Source organism: Variovorax sp. CCNWLW186 (assembly GCF_037203865.1).
Taxonomy (GTDB): Bacteria; Pseudomonadota; Gammaproteobacteria; order Burkholderiales; family Burkholderiaceae_C; genus Variovorax.
The window spans coordinates 14,713-32,265 of the sequence record NZ_JBBCBO010000035.1 but is presented as its reverse complement, the minus strand read 5'-3'; the positions used below and the strand labels follow the sequence as shown (position 1 = coordinate 32,265).

Here is a 17,553-nt window from a genome sequence, read left to right as displayed (position 1 = left end):
AAATAAAGGAGGAGGGGCGCAGCCCCGGGGGACATTCGCGGAGAAAGGTACCCCGTCGGCGGGTGCGCCGCCCTGAATCCCCTGAACCCGTCAACAAGGCAGCAAGTCAAGTATCGACATGCACCTTGCCATCCTTCACCACCTTGGCCCACTTGGCGATCTCGGTCGCGATGAACTGCTTGAACTTGTCCTGTGAGCCGCCCCCGTCCTCCGCACCATAGGTGTCGAGCTTTTCCTGCACGTCGGGCATTGCGAGCACCGTGTTGACATCGCGGTTGACCTTGTCGGCGACCGACTGGGGCAGCTTGCCCGGGCCTGCCAAGCCGTACCAAGTTGTGGCCTCGAAACCGGCGAAGCCCTGCTCCTGCATGGTGGGAACGTTGGGGTGGCCCTTGGCTCGTTTGGCTCGGGTCTGCGCCACGGCCAAGACGCGTCCGCTTTTTACGTGCGGCGTGGCTGCGGTCATGGTTTCGAAGCTGTATTGAATCTGGCCGCCCATCAGGTCGGCCAAGAGCGGGCCGCTGCCTTTGTACGGCACGTGCAGCGCATCCACCTTGGCCTGCAGCTTGAACATTTCGAGTGCCAGATGCTGTGCCGAACCGGCGCCCGCGGAGCCGAAGCTCACCGTGCCCGGCGAGGCCTTGCAAGCGGACACGATGTCGTTCACCGTGAGTGCCTTCTGCGCCGGGCTCGCAATCAGCAGGTTGGGCGTGACACCCACGAGCACGATCGGCACGAAGTCGCGTTCCACGCTGTAGCGCAGCTTGGGCTGAAGGCTCGGCGCGAGCGCGTGGCTGTTGATGTGCGCCATGAGCAGCGTGCTGCCGTCGCTGGGCTGCTGCGAGACGTATTCGGCCGCCAGCACGCCCGCCACGCCGCCCTTGTTCTCGACGATGACCTGCTGGTTCCACATGGTCGTGAGCTTTTGCGCCACCACGCGCGCAAGCGCATCGGTGCCCCCGCCCGGCGGAAACCCCACCACGATGCGCACCGGCCCGCTGGGCCACTCCTGCGCGAAGAGCCGGGGCACGCCCAGCGTGGCGGCCGCGGCACCCGCGGCTTGAATCAGCGAACGTCTCTGCATCATCTTTGTCTCCAGTGTGTGGTGGGTCCGATGCGTGCCTGACTGGATGCCAGGGAAGGGTGTCGGCCGCCGCGCCGTTCGAGCGACGCGTTGCGGCCGGGTGTGAACGGGTTCGTGCGCTACGCGGCCTTTTGCAGTGCCGGGGATGCGGCGTGGCTTGCGAAATGGTCCATGGCCGCGTGCACGCCGCTGCCTGCCAGCTTGATGCCCGCGAGCTTCATGCCCATTTCGACGCCCGCCACCATGGCGACCAGCGTCAGGTCGTTGCTGTCGCCCAGGTGGCCCATGCGGAACATGCGGCCCTTGAGCTTGCCGAGGCCGGTACCCAGCGAAAGATCGAAGCGCTGGTGAATCAGGCGGCGCAGCGCATCGGCATCGACTCCCTCCGGGGTGATCACGCCGGTGAGCACGGGCGAGTACACGGCCGGGTCGGCGCACTGGATCGGCAGGCCCCAAGCGTTGACCGCCGCGCGCACGCCGGCAGCCCAGCGCTGGTGGCGCGCAAAAACGTTGTCCAGCCCTTCGCCGAGCAGCATGTCGAGCGACTCCGAGAGGCCGTAGAGCAGGTTGGTGTTGGGCGTGTAGGGCCAGTAGCCGTCCTTGTTCATCTCCACGATCTCGTCCCAGGCCCAGAACGCGCGCGGCAGCCTGGCGGTTTTCGAGGCTTCGAGCGCACGCGGCGAGAGCGCGTTGAAGCTGATGCCGGGCGGCAGCATCAAACCCTTTTGCGAGCCGCTGATGGTGACGTCCACACCCCATTCGTCGTGCCGGAAATCGGCGCTCGCCAGGCCCGAAATGCTGTCGACCATCAGCAGCGCGGGGTGTCCCGCCGCATCGATGGCCTTGCGCACTGAGGCAATTTCGGAGGTGACGCCGGTGGAGGTTTCGTTGTGCACCACGCACACGGCCTTGATCTTCTTTTCGGTGTCCTTGCGCAGGCGGGCCTCGATGAGATCGGCCTGCACGCCGCGGCGCCAGCTGGGCGCGGCGGGCAGTTGCTCGTCCTTGCCCGTCCACGCGAGGAATTCGGTCGACAGGCCGAGCCGCGTGGCCATTTTTTGCCACAGCGATGCGAAGTGCCCGGTTTCGTACATCAGCACGTGGTCGCCCGGGCTCAGCGTGTTGGCCAGCGCGGCCTCCCATGCGCCCGTGCCGGAAGCAGGGTAGATGGCAACCGGATGCTTCGTCTTGAAGATCTGCTTGATGCCGCCGAGCACCTTGAGCCCCAGCGTGCCGAACTCGGGCCCGCGGTGGTCGATGGTCGGCAGGCTCATGGCCCGCAGGATGCGGTCGGGCACCGGGCTGGGGCCGGGAATCTGGAGGAAGTGGCGGCCGGTAGGATGGATGTCGAGTTGCAGCATGGACTGTCCTTTCGCCTTCAGTTTTGCATTCAAAATTGAATAAAGCATGCTGGTTTACCCTTAACAACACCGATTGCAGCTGTGGTTTTTTGCATTCAAAATGCATTCAAGGGAAACAGACATGACTGCAGACATCATCGAAATCTCGCGCCTCGCGCTGCACGACCAGGTGGCTTCGCGCCTGCGCACGATGCTGGTCGAAGGGCACATCGCCCCGGGCGCAAAGCTCAACGAGCGCGAGCTGTGCCTGCAGCTGCGCGTGTCGCGCACGCCGCTGCGCGAGGCCATCAAGCTGCTCGCGGCCGAAGGGCTGGTCGACCTGCTGCCCAACCGCGGCGCCGTGGCGATCAAGCTCACCGAAGCCGATGTGCTCAACACCTTCGAGGTGCTGGCCATGCTCGAAGGCATGTCGGGCGAGCTGGCGGCCAAGCGCATTACCGATGAAGAACTGGCCGAGGTGCGCGCGCTGCACTACGAAATGATGGCCTGCTTCGCGCGGCGCGATCTCTCGGGCTACTACCGCCTCAACGCGCGCATTCACACCGCCATCAACGAGGCCGCGGGAAACCCGGTGCTGGCCAGCACCTACCGTTCCATCAACGCCCGCGTGCAGTCGCTGCGCTTTCGCACAAACCAGAACGACGCGAAGTGGAAGCACGCCGTCGAAGAGCATGAGCAGATGGTCAACGCGCTGGCCACGCGCGACGCACCGGCAATGCGCAAGGTGATGGTCGCGCACCTCATGCGCAAGCGCGACACGGTGCTGGAGCTCATGCGCGCCGGTGAAATCTACCCCCAGACCCACAAAGCGAGCTGACCCCACACCATGCGCGTCGATCCCGCAAGCCACATCCAGCCCGCCGGAACCGTTCTTCCGCCCAACGAAACCTGCGATGCGCTCGCACGCCGGCTGCGCGCCGAAACGCAAGGCGAGGTGCTGTTCGACGACGGTTCGCGCGGGCGCTACGCCACCGATGCGTCGATCTACCAGATCACGCCGGTCGGCGCGTTCGTGCCGACCAACGAGCAAGACATTGCCACCGCCATCGACATTGCGCGCGACCTGAAGGTGCCTGTGCTCGCCCGCGGCGGCGGCACCAGCCAGTGCGGCCAGACCACGGGCGCCGCACTGGTGATCGACAACAGCAAGCATTTCCGCCGCGTGCTCGACGTGAATGTGGAAGAGGGCACCGTCACCGTCGAACCGGGCCTGGTGCTCGACCACCTGAACGCGCATCTCAAGCCGCACGGGCTCTGGTACCCCGTCGACGTGTCGACCAGCGCGCAGGCCACGCTGGGCGGCATGGCCGGCAACAATTCGTGCGGTTCGCGCTCCATTGCCTACGGCAACATGGTGCACAACGTGCTCGGCGCGAGCGCCTGGCTTTCGAGCGGCGAGCTGGTCGAATTCGGCCCGCAGGCCACACTGGCCCCTCGCGCTGCCGGCATTGCGCAGTTCGTGCATGGGCTGGCTGTCGAGCACCGCGAGCAGATCCACGCCCACTGGCCCAAGGTGCTGCGCCGCGTGGCCGGCTACAACCTGGATATCTTCGACAACCAGAGCGAGCGGGCTTATACGGCGGACGGCAGCGTGAACCTTGCGCACCTGCTGATCGGCGCGGAAGGCACGCTGGCCTACACCAAGAGCCTGAGGCTCAAGCTCGCACCGCTGCCGCGCGCCAAGGTGCTGGGCATCGTGAACTTTCCGACCTTTCATTCGGCCATGGATGCGGCGCAGCACATCGTGAAGCTCGGCCCCACGGCGGTGGAGCTGGTCGACCGCACGATGATCGAGCTGAGCCTTGCCAACCCGGCCTTCAAGCCCACGGTGGAAACGGCGCTCATCGGCAAGCCGGCGGCCATCTTGCTGGTGGAGTTTGCGGGTGCCGACAAGGCCGCGCTGCTGCCGCGGCTCAAGCAACTGGTCGAACTCATGGGCGACCTGGGGCTGCCCGGAAGCGTGGTCGAAATGCCCGACGACGCGCGCCAGAAAAACCTGTGGGAAGTGCGCAAGGCCGGCCTCAACATCATGATGAGCCTGAAGGGCGACGGCAAGCCGGTGAGCTTCATCGAAGACTGCGCCGTGCCGCTCGAGCACCTGGCCGAATACACCGATGCGCTGACCGAGGTGTTCGCCCGGTACGGCAGCCGCGGCACCTGGTATGCGCATGCCTCGGTCGGCACGCTGCACGTGCGGCCAATTCTGGACATGCGCGCAGACGGCGGCGCCAAGATGCGCGCCATTGCCGAAGAAGCCGCCGCGCTGGTGCGCAAGTACAAGGGCGCCTTCAGCGGCGAGCATGGCGATGGCCTGTGCCGCGGCGAATGGATCGAATGGCAGTTCGGCCCCGCCATCAACGAGGCGTTTCGCGCCATCAAGCAAAAACTCGATCCGGCCAATCTTTTCAACCCCGGCAAGATCATCGACACGCCGCGCATGGACGACGGCGCGCTGTTCCGCTTTGCACCGCCCACGGCGCCCAGGCCCTACAAGCGCATCGAGCTCAAGCCCGTGCTCGACTGGTCGGCCTGGAACGTCAACGCCGATCCGGTGACCGAGCAGACCACCGCGCCCGGTACCGGGGGTGACAGCACGGGCGGCCTGGCCAAGGCCGCGGAAATGTGCAACAACAACGGCCACTGCAGAAAGTTCGACGCCGGCACCATGTGCCCGAGCTACCGCGTGACGCGCGACGAGCAGCACCTGACGCGCGGGCGCGCCAACACGCTGCGGCTAGCCCTCTCGGGTCAGCTCGGCGCCGACGCCTTCACCAGCGAAGAGATGCACGAGACCATGGACCTGTGCGTCGGCTGCAAGGGCTGCAAGCGCGACTGCCCGACCGGCGTGGACATGGCGAAGATGAAGATCGAGTTTCTCGACCACTACAAGAAGCGCCACGGCCACACGCTCAAAGACAAGATCGTGGCGTACATGCCCGACTACGCGCACAAGGCGAGCCGCATGCCGTGGCTCATGAACCTGCGCAACACCTTGCCCGGCGCAGCCTGGCTGGGCGAAAAGCTGCTCGGTTTTTCCGCGCGACGGTCACTGCCCGAATGGCGCACCGACACCTTCTGGCGCGCAAAGGCCGACCTGCACGGCATGTTCGCGAGCCGCGAGGCGGTGCTGTCGGTGCAGGCGAACGGAGGCAAGGCCGCAGTGCTTTTCGTCGATACCTTCAACGGCACTTTTGAAAGCGAGAACGCGCTGGCCGCCGCGCGCGTGCTCAAGGCCGCGGGCTACACACTGCACACGGTCGAAAAAAGCGGCGGACACCACTGCTGCGGACGCACCTTCCTGGCGAGCGGCATGGTGGCTGAAGCCAAGCGCCGTGCCGAGGCACTGATCGACGCCCTCAAGCCGCTGGCCGAGGCGGGCATTCCTATCGTCGGGCTCGAGCCCTCATGTCTGCTGACACTGCGCGACGAAACCCTGGTGATGGGCTTCGGCAAGAAGGCCGAAACAGTCGCCAAGCAGGCGCTGCTGTTCGAGGAGTTCATTGCGCGCGAAATGAAGGCCGGCCGCTTCGCGCTTGCGCTCACCCCCGCAACGGCGCCGATCCTGCTGCACGGCCATTGCCACCAGAAGGCGTTCGGCGCGGTCAGCCCGGTGCTGGAGGTGCTGCGGCTCATTCCCGGCGCCGAGCCCGAACTGATCGAAAGCTCATGCTGCGGCATGGCCGGCAGCTTTGGCTATGAGGCGCGCCATATCGACGTGTCGATGCAGATGGCCGAGGCCAGCCTGCTGCCGGCGATCCGCGCGAAGCCGGGAGCCATTGTGGTGGCCGACGGCACCAGCTGCCGCCACCAGATCGGCGATGGCGCGCAACGCGAAGCCGTGCACGTCGCCGTGCTGCTGGAGCGGCACCTGGCGCCGGCAGCCCTGGCCGATTGAACGGCTGTCGCGGGTGGCACAAAATGGGGCGATGAACGATGAAGCAGCGACCACAGCAGCAGTTGCGGCGGAGCCCGGCTTCGCGCTGTTCGACACCGCAATAGGCACTTGCGCGCTCGCTTGGGGCGCGCGCGGGCTCATCGGCGTGCAACTGCCTGAAGAAAACGGAGAAGCTGCCACGCGGGCGCGCATGCGGCGCCGCTTTCCGGATCTGACCGAAGCCGTGCCGCCCGAGAGCGCGCAGAAGGCAATCGCAGCCATCCAGGCCCTGCTGCAAGGCGCGCCCGATGACCTGAGCGGCATCGAGCTCGACATGAGCCGCGTGTCGGAATTCCATCAGCGCATCTACGCCATTGCGCGCCGCATTCCGCCCGGCCAGACGCGCACCTACGGCGAAATTGCGGCCGAGCTGGGCGACAAGGGCCTTTCCCGCGCGGTAGGGCAGGCCATGGGCCACAACCCCTTCGCGCCGGTGGTGCCGTGTCATCGCGTGCTGGCCGCGGGCAACAAGCCCGGCGGCTTTTCGGCGGGCGGCGGCGCGCTGACGAAACTGCGCATGCTCGACATCGAGGGCGCGCGGCCGAACGGCATGGCGTCGCTGTTCTAGAAGCCCTGGCCGAACTCTTCTTCAGACACTTGTCGGCTGGCGCAGGCGCACTGCCAACTGGTAAACCGTGGCCGACAACAGGAGCGCCGCGGCGACCACTTCCGAGAGGATGGTGAGATTGGCCATGCGCGTATGCCACTCGAACGGTGCGAGCGCATAGTGGCCGAGGCCGTCGAATCCGAGCACGGCGTATGCAGCAACCAGGACCAGACCCGTGGCGATCCACTTCTTGCCAATGAGCAAGAAGAAGCCGAGCACGCCCACCGATGTAATTGCCGCCCAGGCCGCGTAGATCCTTGCGCTGGTGAACGAGGCCGGCAGGTTCGGGTACTCGCAGATGAACTCCGCGTTGTGGGTGAAGTGCCCGAGGCTGCTCAGGAAGTACGCCACGGCCAGAACGACGAGCAGCGTGGGAAGCTTGCCGGATTTCATGCCGGTGCTTCCTCTTCGGCCCGAGCCGACGCCGCCTGCTCGGCCCGCATGATCTGGTGCCGCTGCCAGTAGCGGCCGACGGCGCCCTTGAAGTTGTCCTTCTGTTTGCCCAGGCCGCCCACCTTCACCTTGGTGGTGCGCGCACCCAGCATGCCCTTGTCGTGGTGGGTGACGATCAGCATGTCGGCGAAGGCGTTGTCCTGGAAGGTCAGGTCCTTGACCTCGTCCCATCCGATCGTCGAACCGCCGTCGACGCTCTGGTGCAACCCCTGGTAGCTCACCTGTACGCGCTCGTTGTTCTTCAACGCAAACTCGACCGGGGGAAAGTGGCGCAGCACCACGGCGCGCTCTTCGTCCGTGGCGGGTTCGTAGCGGTAGGCAAGGCTCAGTTCGTGGTTCTGCACGAAGCGCTGCTCATAGTCATTCCACATCCGCGCCTCGATGTCGGCGGCCGTCTCGATTTCGTCGGCCCAAGAGGCGCTCGGCGCGGTCGCGACGATAGCGCCATAGGCGCTCTCGGGCACGTGATGCCCGACGTTGCGCATGCGCTCCAGCAGCGGAGGGTGGGTGTCGTAGGGGTGCGGCACATCGGCGGTCTTCATCGTCTCGATGAAGGCCTCCGAGCCCGCATACGGCGGCAAGCCCGCGGCCACGAAGCCGGCAATGCCAAGCGCGCCGTCATGCTGGCGGTTGTGCTCGAAGAGTTTCTGCTCCACGTCGTTTCGGTAGCTCGCATAGGCCGAAATCTTGATGAGCGACTGCACGATGGCGTTGGGCGCCGTCAGACCGGCGGAAACCCGGTCGGCCTTGAATTCGCGTTCGCGGCTGTCGCGCGCCAGGGCGAACGAAAAGATCATGCGGTACAGGCGCAGCAAGAAGTGAGCAACGATGGTCAGGCCGCCGCCGCGCATTTCCCATGTGTACTGGTCGAACTGCTGCAGCTTGGGGCCGAGCGCGGCGCTGCTTCGGGTGTCGCCGCCGCCCAGGTGGGCCAGCTCGTGCGCGAGCACCGCATCGGCTTCGGTCTGGTCGAGCACGCGCAGCAGCGGAATGCTCACGAACAGCGTGCGGCCATTCAGCGTACGGCCGCGAACGTCGCAGGGCGCCTCGGTCACGAAAAAGTTGGTGTCGATACCGGCCACGATGTGGTCTGGCGGCGCGGTCTTCACGCGGGTGGCCAGTTCGCGGATGCGGTTCCACAGGCGGGGCGCATCGGCTTCGGCGACCAGCTCGCCTTCGATCTCGCTGCCGAAGGGCAGCTTCTTGAACAGCGTGTAGATCGCATAGAACACAGCAATGGCCGCTGCAATGCCGGCGATCGCAATCAGCTTAACGTAATAGCGCTCCATGAAATACGCGGTGAGCCAGAACGACAGCCACACCAGCATCGCGCTCTGCAGCACGACCTCGACCGCGCTCGACACCGTCATGAGCCGCCAGCCCGCCACAAAGCTGGCATAGCGAAGGCCGCGGTTGGCAAAGGCGAGGGCGCCCAGCACCAAGGCGGCCGCCAGCAGCGCCGCGCCGAGCGCCAGCGTCCAGATGGCTGCACGGTCGGCCCAATGGAACTGCCATTGCATCGAATAAGGACTGCACACCTGGTCGTGAAAGTCCTTGTCTTCAGGCGCGGTGGCGCTGCACGCCTTGGACAGCGGGTGGCTGCGATAGAACTCGGTGGTGAGTGCCTTGTCCGCCGCGGAGAGGCGGGTGTCGGCCGCGATGCGTGATTCGATCGCCTGCAAGAACTCGGCGTCTTGCGAGCGCAGCGCGTATTCGGTGAAAACCAGTGTCGCCGCCGGAATGGCGAAGAGCGACACCAGGGTCAGCAAGAACACGCGAAAAAGGTCTTTATGGATCGTGCGCGCGACGGCCATGGCTAACTCCCTCCAGGAGACTGTTGTTGTGAATCGTTCTGAATATTCCGGGAAGCCGATAGCGTAGCCGCCGATTGCGTCATTGCGAATATCCAAGAGGGCGGCGGCGCGAACCACCTGAATACCAAGTTCGTACTCTTTCGCCAGAATTAGCAACGGCCGGGCGCGACCCCACGCCTGCACCAACCGCCGCGCTTGGCGACAATCGGTTCGATGCGTTCTTCTCCCTTCTTCAAGATGGCCCTGTTGCTGGGCCTGCTCTCCGCCATCGGTCCCTTCGCCATCGACATGTACCTGCCGGCGCTGCCGGCCATCGGGCAGAGCCTGCGCGCCGACATTGGCGCGGTGCAGATGAGCCTCACGGCGTTCTTTCTTTCGCTGGGCGCGGGCCAACTGCTGTACGGGCCGATCTCGGACATGGTCGGGCGCAAGCCGCCGCTCTATGCCGGGCTGGTGCTGTTTGCGCTTGCGAGCATCGGCTGCGCGCTGGCCACCGACATCCATACGCTGATCGTGCTGCGCTTCGTGCAAGGCCTGGGGGCGGCGGCCGGCATGGCGATTCCGCGCGCCGTGGTGCGCGACCTGCACACCGGCACCGACGCGGCGCGGCTCATGTCGCTGCTGATGCTGGTGTTCAGCGTGTCGCCCATCCTCGCGCCGCTGGCGGGCAGCGCCGTGATTGCGCTCACGGGCTGGCGCGGCGTGTTCTGGGCGGTGACCATTGCCGCGGCTGCCGGCCTGGCGATGATGGTTACGCAGTTGCAGGAAACGCGGCCTCCGTCGCAGCGCGTGGAAAGCAGCCTCGGCAGCGCCTTGTCGGCCTACTGGCTGCTGCTGCGCGACTGGCACTACCTTGGGCTGGTGTTCATCGGCAGCTTCGCGATGGCGGGCTTTTTTACCTACCTGGCAAATTCGTCGTTCGTGATGATCGACCACTACGGCCTGTCGCCCGCAATGTACAGCGTGGCTTTCGGCGTGAATGCGGCGGCCTTCATCGGCGCCTCGCAGCTCACGGGCTCGCTCGGCGAGCGCTTCGGGTTGGTGGGCCTCGTCAAGTTCGGCGTGGCGGCATCGGGCGCGGCCATGCTCGCCATGTTCGGGTACTTTGCGACGGGCGGCGACAGCATCTGGGTGCTGATCGTTCTTTACTTCATCGCCTCGGGCTTCATGGGTCTGGTGATCCCGACCACCGGCGTACTCGCGCTGGAAATGCATGGAGCCATTGCCGGCACGGCTTCGGCATTGCTCGGCACGCTGCAGATGCTGACCGGTGCGCTGGCCATGGCGGTGGTGGGCCTCTTTACCGACGGGCGCCCGCTGCCAATGGTGACCGGCATGGCCGGCGGCGCGCTGATTGCGCTGGTGCTGACCTGGCTCACGCTGGGGCGCGTGCCCTCGCAACCCACCCGCGGCGCACAAGGAGCGCAAGAGGCTTGAACACCACGCGTGCAGGCACCGAGGCCGCGGTGCCCAAGACCAGCCAGGCCACGCAGCAAGTCGACGGGCTCGAGCAACCCGCGCGCCGCCGCGCGATGCTGGTCATCATCCTCGGCATCATGGTGGCGGTGCTCGACGGCACCATCGTCAACCTTGCGCTGCCAGGCATCGCGCGCGAGCTCCAGGCCAGCCCCTCGCATGCGATATGGGTGGTCAACGCCTACCAGATCGCCACGCTGGTCATGCTGCTGCCGCTGGCGTCGCTCGGCGACCTGGTGGGCTACCGGCGCGTCTACCTGGTGGGCATGGCGGTGTTCACGGTGGCATCCATCGGCGCCACTTTCGCCAATTCGCTCGGTACCTTGATTGCCGCCCGCACCTTCCAGGGCCTGGGGGCGGCGGGCATCATGAGCGTGAATGCGGCGCTGGTGCGGCTGACCTTTCCTTCGGCGCTGCTGGGGCGGGGCATGGCCATCAACTCGATGGTGGTGGCCACGTCTTCGGTGGCGGGGCCTTCGGTGGCGGCGGCCATCCTGTCTGTGGCTTCGTGGCCATGGCTCTTTGCCATCAATGTGCCGCTCGGGCTGCTCGTGTTCGCGCTGGGCATGAAGGCGCTGCCGTTCAACCGCGTGGCGCCGGCAGCGGGCCTGCGCTTCTCGCCCATCGACGTGGCGTTGAACGTGTTGATGTTCTCGCTGGTGTTCCTGGGCGTCGACCGCCTGGGGGTGCGAGAGGGCGGCGCGGCGGCGGGCGGTTCGCATGCCTCAGCCTGGCTCATCCTGCTGGCCGGGGTAGCAGTGGGCTTCTTCTATCTGCGGCGGCAGCGAACGCTGGCGGTGCCGCTTTTTCCCATCGACCTGCTGCGCATTCCGGTGTTCGCGCTGTCCATGGGCACCTCGGTGGCTGCTTTCTGCGCGCAGATGCTGGCCTATATTGCGCTGCCTTTCCTGCTGCTGGACGTGTACGGCCGCAGCCATATCGAAGCCGGGTTGCTCATTACCGCCTGGCCACTGGCCATCGTCGCCATGGCACCGCTGGCGGGCCGGTTGATCGGGCGCTACCCGGACGGGTTGCTCGGCGGCATCGGGCTGGGCCTGCTCGCCATCGGGCTGGCGTTGCTGGCCGCGCTGCCGGCCCACCCGGGCAATGCCGACATCGCCTGGCGCATGGCGCTGTGCGGCCTGGGGTTCGGCCTGTTCCAGTCGCCGAACAACCACACCATCGTGACCTCGCCGCCGGCGCACCGCAGCGGCGCGGCCAGCGGCATGCTGGGCACGGCGCGGCTCACGGGCCAGACGCTGGGGGCGGTGGTGCTGGCGGGCGTGTTCAGCGTATGGAGCCCGCACGGCGGCCACGGGCCGGTGGTGGCACTGGTGCTGGCGGCCTGTTGCGCCGGCGTTGCGGCAATTTTCAGCAGCCTGCGGCTCAAGACGACAGGGCACCATGGCTGAATAGGGTAGGGTACGGCCCCATGACGGAAGTACCTGAAACCGTGGTTTGCCCGGGCTGCGATGCGGTCTTCAGCCGCACGCCCCTGAAGCCGCGCGAGGTTTCGCGCTGCGCCCGCTGCGGCACCGAGCTTTATCGCCACGCCGGCGACCAGCAGCGCCGCATCCTGCCGCTGACGGTGGCGTCGCTCATCATGTTTGCCATTGCCAACCTGTTTCCGATTGTCGAGATCGAGCTGCAGGGCCTGCGCAGCCAGACCACGCTGGCCGGCGCCGTGCTGGTGCTGAGCACCGAGGGCATGTCGCTGGTGGCGCTGCTGGTGCTGGCGACGACGCTGCTTTTTCCGCTGTTGCAGCTTTGCATACTGGCTTATTTGCTGGTCCCGCTGCAGCGCGAGCACCGGCCGGCCGGCTTTGCCGTTCTGGTGCGCGCCATGCAGATGCTGCGGCCCTGGGGCATGGTCGAGGTGTTTTTGCTGGGCGTGCTGGTGGCCATCGTCAAGCTGTCGAGCATGGCCACCGTGGTGGCCGGGCCGGCTCTCTGGGCCTTCATTGCGCTCACCGTCATGCTCACGGCGGTGCTTTCGTTCAATCCCAATGCGTTCTGGGAAATGACTTTTCGTCCGCCCGGTGAGCCGAAGGAGGGCGCGGCGTGATCGGCCCTTTTCTCCATACGCATGACAACGGCGACGAAACCCCGGTGGCCACGGCCGCCTCGCTCGGTCTGGTGGCCTGCCCGCATTGCGATGCCGTCTGGCGCGACGCCGCCGAGGGCGAGCCCTGCGGCCGTTGCGGCACCCGCCTGTACACGCGCAAGCCCTACAGCCTGAACCGCACCTGGGCCTTTCTGATTGCGGCCTGCATCATGTACATACCGGCCAACCTGCTGCCGGTGATGATCACGCGCACGCTGTTCGGCGCGCAGTACGACACCATCCTGAGCGGCGTGATCTATTTCTGGGTGTCGGGTGCCTACGGGCTCGCGGCGATCATCTTCATCGCAAGCTTTTTGGTGCCGCTTTTCAAGCTCACGGTATTGATCTTGCTCGCCTTGCTGGCGCAGCGCGCGAGCGATTGGCGCAGGCCCGAGCGGGCCAAGCTCTATCACATCGTCGAGATCATCGGCCGCTGGTCGATGCTCGACGTGTTCGTGGTGTCGCTGCTCACCGGGCTGGTGCAGATCCAGGGTTTTGCGGTCATCAATGCGGGCGTGGGCATTGCGGCCTTCGGCTCGGTGGTGGTGCTGACCATGCTCGCCTCGCTGAGCTTCGACCCCAGGCTCACATGGGACAGCAAAGAGCAACAGCAAGCCGAACGGCAGCGAAATGAACCGGCAAGTGACAACAGGGAAGAAAAGCCAGCATGAGTGAAGAAGACGTCAAACCGAACGACAACCGGGCCCCGCCGGGGTTGCCGCCGCCCCGCGTGGTGCGCCGGCGCCAGTGGCTGCCTTCGCTGATCTGGCTGATTCCCATCGTGGCCGCGCTGGTCGGCGTGATGCTGATCGCCAAGATACTGATGGAGCGGGGCCCCGAGATCGTGCTTACCTTCAACACCGCCGAAGGCCTGGAAGCGGGCAAGACCGCCGTCAAGTACAAGGACGTGCAGATCGGCACCGTGCAAAGCCTGCGGCTTGCGCGCGACCGCTCGCACGTACGGGTGATCGTGCAGCTGAACAACGAGGCCAAGAGCTTCACCGCCGAAGACTCGCGCTTCTGGGTGGTGCGGCCGCGGCTCGACACCTCCGGCATTTCAGGCCTGAGCACCTTGCTCTCGGGCGCATACATCGGCGCCGATGCGGGCGTGTCGACCGAAACCGCGAGCGAGTTCAAGGGCCTCGAAGTGCCGCCCATCGTCACGCGCGATGCGTCGGGCCAGCAGTTCTTGCTGCGCGCGACGGACATCGGTTCTCTCGACGTGGGCTCGCCGGTGTACTTCCGGCGCATCAAGGTGGGCCAGGTGGCCGCCTATGAACTCGATGGCGATGGCCGCGGCGTGACGCTGCGCATCTTCGTCAATGCGCCTTACGACAAGTTCGTAGGCGTGAACACGCGCTTCTGGCAGGCAAGCGGCATCGATGCGCAGCTGAGCGCGAGCGGCTTTACCCTGCGCACGCAGTCGCTCGCCACCATCTTGCTGGGCGGCATTGCCTTCAAGGCGCCGGACGACGCCATGGGCCCGCTGGCCAAGGAGAACACGGCCTTCACGCTCGCCGAAGACGAAACCACGGCCATGAAGGAGCCCGACGGTCCGCCGCAGACGCTGCTGATGTACTTCAACCAGTCTCTGCGCGGCCTCACGCCGGGCGCACCGGTCGACTTCCGCGGCGTGGTGATCGGCGAGGTCAAGTCCATCGGCGTGGAGTTCGACCGTGCCGAGCGGGAGTTCCGCATGCCGGTGCTGGTGCAGGTCTACCCCGACCGCCTGCGCCGCCGCGCCGGCGAAAGCGGCGTGGAATCGCGCGCCACGCAGCAGGAGCGCCTGCGCTTCCTGGCCGAAAAGGGCCTGCGTGCACAGCTGCGCAACGGCAATCTGCTGACAGGGCAGGTGTACGTGGCGCTCGACTTTTTCCCGAAGGCGCCGCCGGCAAAGATCGACGTGACGAAGAACCCGATCGAGCTGCCCACCATGGCCAACAGCCTCGACGAGATCCAGTCGCAGGTGCAGGAAATTGCGAGCAAGCTCAACAAGGTGCCGTACGAGCAGATTGCCGCCGACCTGCGCACCACGCTCACCACGCTGAACAAGACGCTCACCAGCACCGAGCAGGCCGTGACGCGCATCAACAACGATGTGACGCCAGAGCTTGCCGCCGCCATGAAGGACGTGCGCAAGACCGTCAACAACGCCGAACGCACGCTGGCCGACGATTCGCCGCTGCAGCAGGACATGCGCCAGACGCTGCGCGAGCTGACCCGCGCCGCCGGTTCGGTGCGCGTGCTGACCGACTACCTCGAGCGGCACCCCGAGTCGCTGCTGCGCGGCAAACCGGACGACAAGAAATGAAGAAAAATTCGAAACCGCTCCTTCTTGGTGCCGCTGCGGCCGCGCTGATCGTCCTTGCGGGCTGCGCGAGCAAGCCCGACAACTACTACACGCTGGCCAGCACGGTGCCGGCGGCTGAGGCCGCGCCTTCGACCATCAGCACCGCCGCGCCGATCTATATCGAGTTGGCGCCGGTTGCGGTGCCTGAGCGGCTTGCAAGGCCGCAGATGGTGGTGGGGCGCTCCAACGGCAGCGTGCAGGTCGATGTGCTCGAGCAGCACCGCTGGGCCGCGTCGTTCGAAAGCGAACTGCAGGACGCGCTCGCCAGCGGCATCGCAGCCCGGCTCGGCGCACTCGACGTGACCAAGGGCGGCCGGCAAACATCGCAGCCGGTGTGGCGCATTGCGGTGCAGGTGCGCCAGTTCGACGCGGTCGATGGCGGCCGCATGGACGCAGGCTTCAGCTGGACGCTGCGGCGCACCGACGAGACCCGCACCATGGTCTGCCAGCTGAACGTGGGCGAGGGCGTCGCAAGCGGCATCGACGCGGTGGCGCAGGGCGCGCAGCGCATCACGGCGGCAGCCGCGGCGGCCATTGCACGCAGCGTGAGCGCGGCGCGCGCGAACCCGGCAGCGACCGCGTGCCCGCTCTGACTTTTTCTCCCTCCCCCTTTGGGGGAGGGCCGGGGTGGGGGCACGACGGCGGTCATCGATGGATGGCGTCCAGTTGCAAGCTGCCCCCATCCCAACCTTCCCCCGGAGGGGGAAGGAGCAACACCGGCGTCTGCTTTTAGATGGATCGGAGGTCATCGTGGCACAGATCGGCAAGGCACCCTGCGACAACGCGCTGATCCTGCATGGCGCCAAGGCACAAGAGGCCACGTGCCCCGACGCCTCCAAACCCTGGGTGCTGGCCGCCGCGATCATCGGCTCCAGCATGGCGTTCATCGACGGCACGGTCGTCAACGTGGCGCTGCCGGCCATCCAGGCGGACCTGCGGGCGACCGCATTCCAGGCGCAGTGGGTGGTCGAGTCGTATGCCTTGCTGCTGGCCGCGCTGCTGCTGGTGGGCGGCGCGCTCGGCGACCATTTCGGGCGGCGCCGCATCTTCGCGGTCGGCGTCGGCATCTTCGCTGTGGCATCGGTGGCTTGCGGTCTTGCGGCCAATGTGCAGCAGCTGATTGCCGCGCGCGCGGTGCAGGGCATTGGCGGGGCCTTGCTGGTGCCCGGCAGCCTGGCGCTCATCAGCGCTGCATTCCCTGAAAAAGAACGCGGCAAGGCCATTGGCGTCTGGTCGGGCTTCAGCGGCATTACCGCGGCCGCGGGCCCGGTGCTCGGCGGCTTTCTGGTCGACCATTTCTCGTGGGCCTGGGCCTTTCTCATCAACGTGCCGATGGCGCTGCTGGTGCTGTGGATCGTGTGGCGGCATGTGCCTGAAAGCCGCGGTTCGTCGGCCAGCGGCGGGCTCGACTTTTTGGGTGCACTGCTGGCAACCGCCGGGCTCGGCGGCATCGTCTATGCGTTCATCGAGGCCCCCACGCAGCACTGGAATTCACCCGCCGTGGTGGCTGCCATGGCCATTGGCATCGCGGCGAGCGTGGGCTTCATTGCCGTGGAGCGCAAGGCGCAAACACCCATGCTGCCGCTGGCACTGCTGCGCATCGGCAACTTCAGCGGCGCCAACCTGCTGACCTTGCTGCTGTATGCCGCGCTGGGCGGCGGCTTGTATTTCTTTCCGCTCAACCTGATCCAGGTGCAGGGCTACTCGGCCACGGTGGCGGGCGCGGCGCTGCTGCCGTTCATCTTCATCATGTTCGCGCTTTCGGGCTGGGCAGGCCAACTGGTGGACCGCTTCGGCCCGCGGCTGCCGCTGGTCATCGGCCCCGCGATTGCCGCCGTCGGCTTTGCGTTGTTCGCCGTGCCCGGTGTGGGCGCGAGCTACTGGAGCGGGTTTCTTCCCGCCGTGGTGGTGCTGGGCTTCGGCATGACCGTGACCGTGGCGCCGCTCACCACCACGGTGATGAACGCGGTCGGTCCCGAGCAGGCCGGCGTGGCTTCGGGCGTCAACAACGCCGTGTCGCGCGCGGCCGCGGTGCTGGCCATTGCGGTGTTCGGCCTGGTCATGGCCTGGGCTTTCGACAGCGCGCTGGCCGAGAGCCTTCGCGGCATGGGGGCCTCGGCGGAGGTGTCGGCATTTCTGGAAGGCGAGCGCGACAAGCTGGCCGGCGCCGCGCTGCCGGCGGGTGTCGATGCGGACACCGCCGCAGCCTTGAAGCGCGCCGTCGCCGAATCCTTCGTGGCCGGTTTTCGGTGGGTGATGCTGCTGAGCGCCGGGCTGGCAGTGCTCAGCGCCTTGAGCGCGTGGCTGATGATCGGCGGCGGGGCGGCGCCGGCAGAGGCCACCCCGGCATCCCGAGGGCCGGCCGCCTGA

The 17,553-nt window shown here is 66.5% G+C and carries 14 protein-coding genes; 10 read left to right on the top strand and 4 right to left on the bottom strand.

Going from position 1 to position 17,553, the window contains the following annotated elements; translation table 11 throughout:
• Positions 1–106: 106 nt before the first annotated feature.
• Together V9K97_RS26145 and V9K97_RS26140 are read right to left on the bottom strand one after the other, a co-directional pair.
• The gene (locus V9K97_RS26145) at positions 107–1,084 is read right to left on the bottom strand and encodes a Bug family tripartite tricarboxylate transporter substrate binding protein (RefSeq protein ID WP_337321695.1); all 978 of its coding nucleotides are present in this window, start codon (positions 1,082–1,084) and stop codon (positions 107–109) included.
• Positions 1,085–1,203: 119 nt separating this feature from the next.
• Positions 1,204–2,445, bottom strand: a complete 1,242-nt coding sequence (locus V9K97_RS26140; RefSeq protein ID WP_337321691.1) for a pyridoxal-phosphate-dependent aminotransferase family protein — start codon at positions 2,443–2,445, stop codon at positions 1,204–1,206.
• A 121-nt stretch (positions 2,446–2,566) separates the two neighbouring features.
• Here V9K97_RS26140 and V9K97_RS26135 point away from each other — a divergent pair, with 121 nt between their 5' ends.
• From V9K97_RS26135 to V9K97_RS26125, 3 genes are read left to right on the top strand one after another with little or no spacing between them, the layout of a single operon-like run.
• Positions 2,567–3,262, top strand: coding sequence for a GntR family transcriptional regulator (locus tag V9K97_RS26135; RefSeq protein WP_337321689.1), 696 nt, complete (start codon positions 2,567–2,569; stop codon positions 3,260–3,262).
• A 9-nt stretch (positions 3,263–3,271) separates the two neighbouring features.
• Positions 3,272–6,340, top strand: coding sequence for an FAD-binding and (Fe-S)-binding domain-containing protein (locus V9K97_RS26130; protein WP_337321687.1), 3,069 nt, complete (start codon positions 3,272–3,274; stop codon positions 6,338–6,340).
• Positions 6,341–6,371: 31 nt separating this feature from the next.
• Complete coding sequence (locus V9K97_RS26125; protein WP_337321685.1) at positions 6,372–6,947, top strand: methylated-DNA--[protein]-cysteine S-methyltransferase; 576 nt, start codon at positions 6,372–6,374, stop codon at positions 6,945–6,947.
• A gap of 21 nt (positions 6,948–6,968) precedes the next feature.
• Here the strand turns inward: V9K97_RS26125 and V9K97_RS26120 are convergent, their stop codons facing one another.
• Positions 6,969–7,379, bottom strand: coding sequence for a hypothetical protein (locus V9K97_RS26120; protein WP_337321683.1), 411 nt, complete (start codon positions 7,377–7,379; stop codon positions 6,969–6,971).
• On the bottom strand, positions 7,376–9,253 hold the full coding sequence (locus V9K97_RS26115) for a M48 family metallopeptidase (protein WP_337321682.1): 1,878 nt from the start codon (positions 9,251–9,253) through the stop codon (positions 7,376–7,378). Before V9K97_RS26115 ends, V9K97_RS26120 begins: the two co-directional genes overlap by 4 nt.
• A gap of 213 nt (positions 9,254–9,466) precedes the next feature.
• Here V9K97_RS26115 and V9K97_RS26110 point away from each other — a divergent pair, with 213 nt between their 5' ends.
• From V9K97_RS26110 to V9K97_RS26080, 7 genes are all read left to right on the top strand, one after another.
• Positions 9,467–10,690, top strand: a complete 1,224-nt coding sequence (locus tag V9K97_RS26110) for a multidrug effflux MFS transporter (protein WP_337321680.1) — start codon at positions 9,467–9,469, stop codon at positions 10,688–10,690.
• A gap of 95 nt (positions 10,691–10,785) precedes the next feature.
• Complete coding sequence (locus tag V9K97_RS26105) at positions 10,786–12,141, top strand: MFS transporter (RefSeq protein ID WP_337296119.1); 1,356 nt, start codon at positions 10,786–10,788, stop codon at positions 12,139–12,141.
• Positions 12,142–12,161: 20 nt separating this feature from the next.
• Entirely contained in the window at positions 12,162–12,794 is a 633-nt protein-coding gene (locus V9K97_RS26100) for a paraquat-inducible protein A (protein WP_258506128.1), read from the top strand.
• A complete protein-coding gene (locus V9K97_RS26095; RefSeq protein WP_337321694.1) occupies positions 12,794–13,504 on the top strand; it encodes a paraquat-inducible protein A in 711 nt (236 codons plus the stop codon). Before V9K97_RS26100 ends, V9K97_RS26095 begins: the two co-directional genes overlap by 1 nt.
• Complete coding sequence (locus V9K97_RS26090; RefSeq protein ID WP_337321678.1) at positions 13,501–15,144, top strand: PqiB family protein; 1,644 nt, start codon at positions 13,501–13,503, stop codon at positions 15,142–15,144. Before V9K97_RS26095 ends, V9K97_RS26090 begins: the two co-directional genes overlap by 4 nt.
• Positions 15,141–15,776 carry a PqiC family protein gene (locus tag V9K97_RS26085; RefSeq protein ID WP_337321676.1) on the top strand — a complete coding sequence of 212 codons (636 nt, stop codon included), beginning with the start codon at positions 15,141–15,143 and terminating at the stop codon, positions 15,774–15,776. The genes V9K97_RS26090 and V9K97_RS26085 overlap by 4 nt, the downstream gene beginning before the upstream one ends.
• Positions 15,777–15,933: 157 nt before the next feature.
• The gene (locus V9K97_RS26080) at positions 15,934–17,553 is read left to right on the top strand and encodes an MFS transporter (protein ID WP_337321674.1); all 1,620 of its coding nucleotides are present in this window, start codon (positions 15,934–15,936) and stop codon (positions 17,551–17,553) included.

Coding starts and splice junctions, on each gene's coding strand:
- V9K97_RS26145 (WP_337321695.1), bottom strand. CDS start 1,084: ATGCAGAGACGTTCGCTGATTCAAGCCGCGGGTGCCGCGGCCGCCACG.
- V9K97_RS26140 (WP_337321691.1), bottom strand. CDS start 2,445: ATGCTGCAACTCGACATCCATCCTACCGGCCGCCACTTCCTCCAGATT.
- V9K97_RS26135 (WP_337321689.1), top strand. CDS start 2,567: ATGACTGCAGACATCATCGAAATCTCGCGCCTCGCGCTGCACGACCAG.
- V9K97_RS26130 (WP_337321687.1), top strand. CDS start 3,272: ATGCGCGTCGATCCCGCAAGCCACATCCAGCCCGCCGGAACCGTTCTT.
- V9K97_RS26125 (WP_337321685.1), top strand. CDS start 6,372: ATGAACGATGAAGCAGCGACCACAGCAGCAGTTGCGGCGGAGCCCGGC.
- V9K97_RS26120 (WP_337321683.1), bottom strand. CDS start 7,379: ATGAAATCCGGCAAGCTTCCCACGCTGCTCGTCGTTCTGGCCGTGGCG.
- V9K97_RS26115 (WP_337321682.1), bottom strand. CDS start 9,253: ATGGCCGTCGCGCGCACGATCCATAAAGACCTTTTTCGCGTGTTCTTG.
- V9K97_RS26110 (WP_337321680.1), top strand. CDS start 9,467: ATGCGTTCTTCTCCCTTCTTCAAGATGGCCCTGTTGCTGGGCCTGCTC.
- V9K97_RS26105 (WP_337296119.1), top strand. CDS start 10,786: ATGCTGGTCATCATCCTCGGCATCATGGTGGCGGTGCTCGACGGCACC.
- V9K97_RS26100 (WP_258506128.1), top strand. CDS start 12,162: ATGACGGAAGTACCTGAAACCGTGGTTTGCCCGGGCTGCGATGCGGTC.
- V9K97_RS26090 (WP_337321678.1), top strand. CDS start 13,501: ATGAGTGAAGAAGACGTCAAACCGAACGACAACCGGGCCCCGCCGGGG.
- V9K97_RS26085 (WP_337321676.1), top strand. CDS start 15,141: ATGAAGAAAAATTCGAAACCGCTCCTTCTTGGTGCCGCTGCGGCCGCG.